This is a genomic window from uncultured Nitratireductor sp. (genome assembly GCF_913053745.1).
GTDB lineage: Bacteria > Pseudomonadota > Alphaproteobacteria > Rhizobiales > Rhizobiaceae > Nitratireductor.
On sequence record NZ_CAJXGF010000234.1, the window covers coordinates 1 to 4088 of the forward strand.

At 61.8% G+C, this 4088-nt stretch carries 4 protein-coding genes; 2 read left to right on the plus strand and 2 right to left on the minus strand.

Annotated elements, in window-relative coordinates; genetic code table 11:
- Together QZ638_RS22635 and QZ638_RS22640 are read left to right on the plus strand one after the other, a co-directional pair.
- Positions 1-450, plus strand: a 450-nt coding sequence (locus QZ638_RS22635) for a porin (RefSeq protein WP_295814877.1), incomplete at its 5' end; no start/stop codon positions are given.
- A 402-nt stretch (positions 451-852) separates the two neighbouring features.
- A complete protein-coding gene (locus QZ638_RS22640; protein WP_295814882.1) occupies positions 853-1782 on the plus strand; it encodes a site-specific integrase in 930 nt (309 codons plus the stop codon).
- Positions 1783-1818: 36 nt separating this feature from the next.
- On the opposite strand, the gene QZ638_RS22645 is transcribed toward QZ638_RS22640, so the two are convergent.
- Positions 1819-2709, minus strand: coding sequence for an alpha/beta hydrolase (locus tag QZ638_RS22645; RefSeq protein ID WP_295814883.1), 891 nt, complete (start codon positions 2707-2709; stop codon positions 1819-1821).
- A gap of 67 nt (positions 2710-2776) precedes the next feature.
- On the minus strand, positions 2777-4088 hold a 1312-nt coding region (locus tag QZ638_RS22650; RefSeq protein ID WP_295814884.1), incomplete at its 5' end, for a lytic transglycosylase domain-containing protein.

Below are 4088 nucleotides of genomic sequence, written 5' to 3' on the forward strand. Positions count from 1 at the left end.
GACCTCTATGCCGCCTACGACGCAACGGCTGAAGAATTCGCGATCAAGGGTATCGTCAAGGCGAACCTGACCGACCGTTTCTTCATCGAGGCGCTGGCTCAGTACGAAAGCGGCATCAGCTTCTACTCGGCCAACCCGCTCGACGGCATCGTTTCGGGCCTGCCGATCAATCCGGGTGCCGAATGGTCGCTTGCCGGTGTTCTTGGCTTCAAGGCCACGCCGAAGCTGACCGCCGCAATCGGCGGTGCTTACTACAGCAATGTCGGTCACGGTCTGGGAACGGTTCTCGTCGGCGGCGACATCGACGCCTGGAACGTCGGTACGACCATCGACTACGAGATCGTCGAGAACTTCAACGCGAAGCTCGCCGTCAACTACACCCAGTTCGACACGTCGGTTGGCGATGCCGATCAGTTCCACGGCTTCCTGCGCTTCCAGCGCGACTTCTAAGAAGTCCGTGTAACGCTTACGGAACCCGGCGGAGAAATCTGCCGGGTTTTGGCTTTGAAGACATCGCCGGTAGCGGGCGCCAAACGGGCGCGAGTGCTTTTGGGTGACAGGGTTTAGCGAGGTCTTCGGTCAGGCTCTCTCAAGGGCGAGTTCGTCAATCATTTCCAACCTCCAAGAAGGAGAAGCCATTACCCGCCGTCAGGGGCTCATCAGGGCGGGAACATAAGTAAGTGAAAAAAATGGATTTTTTCCTGGACTGGCCTAAGTCGCGAGTGCTATTTTCCTTCGTTGGGGATATAAATAGCTTGGGGAATTCGGGGATTTTTATCTCGAAGGGGTGGTTCACAACTCAGAAATTAGCCGACTTTACAAATTATATAGACGCCCGGGACGTGACCTGACATGGGGGCGGTCAACAGTCCTGAAAACGGGTGGACCCTTCCGGGGTCTCGCTATTCCGTAACGTTCGGCGGCGAGCATTTGCGGCTCGTTTCTGAGTACAGTTTAAAAGAACTCTTCGCAAAGTATGGAGACATACTTTGGGAGCCTGGCACGCATAAATACAATGTCACCTTCTTCATCGGCGAGCTCGACGAGCTGTTGATGGGGAAACGATTCAGTGCGTTCGAGCAGAGTCTGCTCGATGAACTGATCGGCAAACTGCGCGCCCGCGGAAACAGCAATGCGACCATCAATCGGAAGATGGCCGCGCTGAGCAAGCTTCTGCGGAAAGCGCATAAGATGGGTGATATTCACAACCTGCCGGAATTTCGGCGCCAGAAGGAACGATCCGGACGCATTCGCTTCCTCTCTTGCAGTGAGGAAGAGATGCTGTTCGCCGCGATCCGCCGGCGCAGCGAGGATGCGTGGCGGCTTTCGGTTTTTCTGGTCGATACGGGCTGCCGTCTCGGCGAAGCCATCGGCTTGACCTGGAACGACGTTCGCGACGGACGGTCGAGCTTCTGGATCACCAAATCGGCGCGCGCGCGATCCGTGCCGTTGACCAAACGCGCGCAGGATGTCGCCGACGTTCCGAAAAACGCCGAAACAGGTCCGTTCGCCATGCTGCGGCAGGCGCAGTACCGGGCGATCTGGAACGAGGCCAAGGCCGAAGTGGGATTGTCGCAGGATACCCAAGTGGTGCCGCACGTGTTGCGCCACACCTGCGCCTCGCGTCTCGTGCAGGGCGGCATCGATCTGCGCCGCGTGCAGATGTGGCTGGGACACCAGACGCTGACCATGACCATGCGCTATGCGCATCTGGCGACGGGCGATCTCGATCCATGCGTCGGCGTCCTGGAGCGTTGCGCTTTGGCCGCCAAGCAAGGTTAGACGGTTCGGCCACGCCGAAAATGCGGGCTGTCCGGGTCAGCCGCGGTGCGCTTTCCCGGCACGATCGATGAAGGTTGCGATCTGCCGGGGCAATGTTCCCGTCTCCAGAAGCGGGGCGTGGCCCTGGCCGGAAACCACGATTCTCTCCATCCTGGGATGGCGGGAGGCCATCTCCTCAAGCGTTCGAGCGGAAAGAAGGCGGGAGTTTTCGCCGCGAATGGCCAGAACCGGAATCCCGCCCAGCCCCTCGAAAAGCGGCCAGAGCGCAGGAAGGGGGCGGTCGAGATCGATGGCCTTCAACGGTTTCAGAAGCTTGGGGTCGAAATCGGCTCTCAGGCGCCCATTCTCATCCTTATAAAGCGCTTTCGCGAAGCGGTGCCAGTCGTCTTCGCCCAGGGCGGGAAAGGCGTCTGCGTGAATGGCCTTCTGTATCTCGACGGCTTGCGCGAGCGCGGAGGGCTTGGGGGCACGCTGCAGATAGGCGCGGATCTGGGCAAGACCATCTCCCTCGATCACCGGGCCGACATCGTTGAGAACCACCGCCTTGAGCAAGGCCGGCCGCGACGCGGCAAGAGCCATGACGATCAGCCCGCCGCGCGAGGTGCCGATGAAGGCGGCGTGCTCCACGCCCAGAACGGCAAGTCCCGTGACGATGTCGGCGGCTTCCACAGACACCTCGTAGCGCTGCCAGTCGGGATCGTAATCGGACAGACCGCGCCCGCGATAATCGAAAGCGATCACCTTGCGGGGCACCCGGGCTTCGGTTGACAACTGCGTGGCGAGGGCGTGGAAATCGCGTGCGTTGCGGGTCAGGCCCGGCAGGCAAACCACCGGCAGGCCGGGATTGGCGTCGCCATAGATGCGTGCATGCAGCCGCAATCCGTCTTGCGCGGAATAAAAGACACTGCGAAAACCGCTTTCAGGCACACCATCACCCCCAAGACGTCTCGTATCGGCTTTTTCTACGTCTCACGGCATAGCGTAAAGCAACCGTTCAGCTTCCGGCCGCAAGATCCGTGACGATGTCGAACCGGCCGGTGAGACGCATCTTGTAGACCTGCAGGTTCTCCATCACCCTTTGAACATAGTTGCGGGGCTCCGAATAGGGAATGCGTTCGATCCAGTCGACGATCTCTTCCACCGGCTTTCCGCGCGGATCGCCATAGCGTTCCATCCATTCCGAAGCGCGGCTCGGGCCTGCATTGTAGCCTGCGAACGTCAGAATATAAGAGCCGTCGAATCTTCCCAGTTGCTCCTCCAGATAAGCGGCGCCCAGGGTCACATTGTATGTCGGGTCCGTCGTCAGGCGCGCGCGCGAATAGGGCAGGCCGCTCTTGCGGGCCATTTCTCGCGCGGTGGCCGGCATGAGCTGCAACAGGCCGCGCGCGCCAGCGGGGGAGACGGCCGCGGCGTTGAATTCCGTCTCCTGGCGTGCCACCGCATAGGCGAGTGCCTGGCGGGCGGAGGGGATGGAGGCCGCAGCGGGAATGGCGCCCACGGGATGCGCCAGAGCGCCGATATCGAGGCCCCGGCTTGCGGCGATCTTGCCGACCCGCAACGCGGTCGTGTAGTCGCCGCGCGCTTCGGCCATATCGGCCAGAAGGCTCAACTCGCCGGGCTTTTGCAGTTCCTGCGCCAGTTTGCGGTAAAGGCTGCCGGCGCGCCATAGATGGTTCGTGCCCTCCAGGCTTCGGATCGCCCGCACCATCTCGCGTGCAAAGAAGCGCCGCCGGTCGTCGTCGTCTGGTTCCGGCGCTTCGGCGGCAAGCGTTGTACGATCCAGCTTGGCCGTGGCCAACTGCCCGTAAAACGTGGCGCCGAGGCGCGCGGCTTTTTCATAATAGGCGGTTGCATCGCCTGGTCCGCCGGATCCCGCCGTCCGCCCCAGCCAGTAGTTCGCGCGCGCACTCGAAATCGGTCCCTCGGCGATTTCGGCGATACGGGCGAAATGCCGTGCCGCCGCCTCGGGATTCTTCAGGAAGCGCAACGCATACCAGCCGGCATGGAATTCGGCATCGGCCGCGCGTGACGGGCTTTCGGCGGAATGGGCGGCGGCAACCCGGTAGGCCGTCTCGGCGTCGCCGATGTCCAGAAGTTCGCGTGAAAGCACGCGCCGCTCCACCCACCATTCGTCTGGATCGATCAGACTGTTTGCGTCCCTCGGTGCGGTGAGCATCAGCTCCGCCGCCTCCTCGAAGCGGCCGGCGCGGCGCAGGAACCGCGTTCGGGCGAAGGTATAGCCTGCGCTGCGTTCGGTGTCCGGCACGGCGTCGAGCAAGTCTTCCGCATTCTTCCGGCCGCGAATG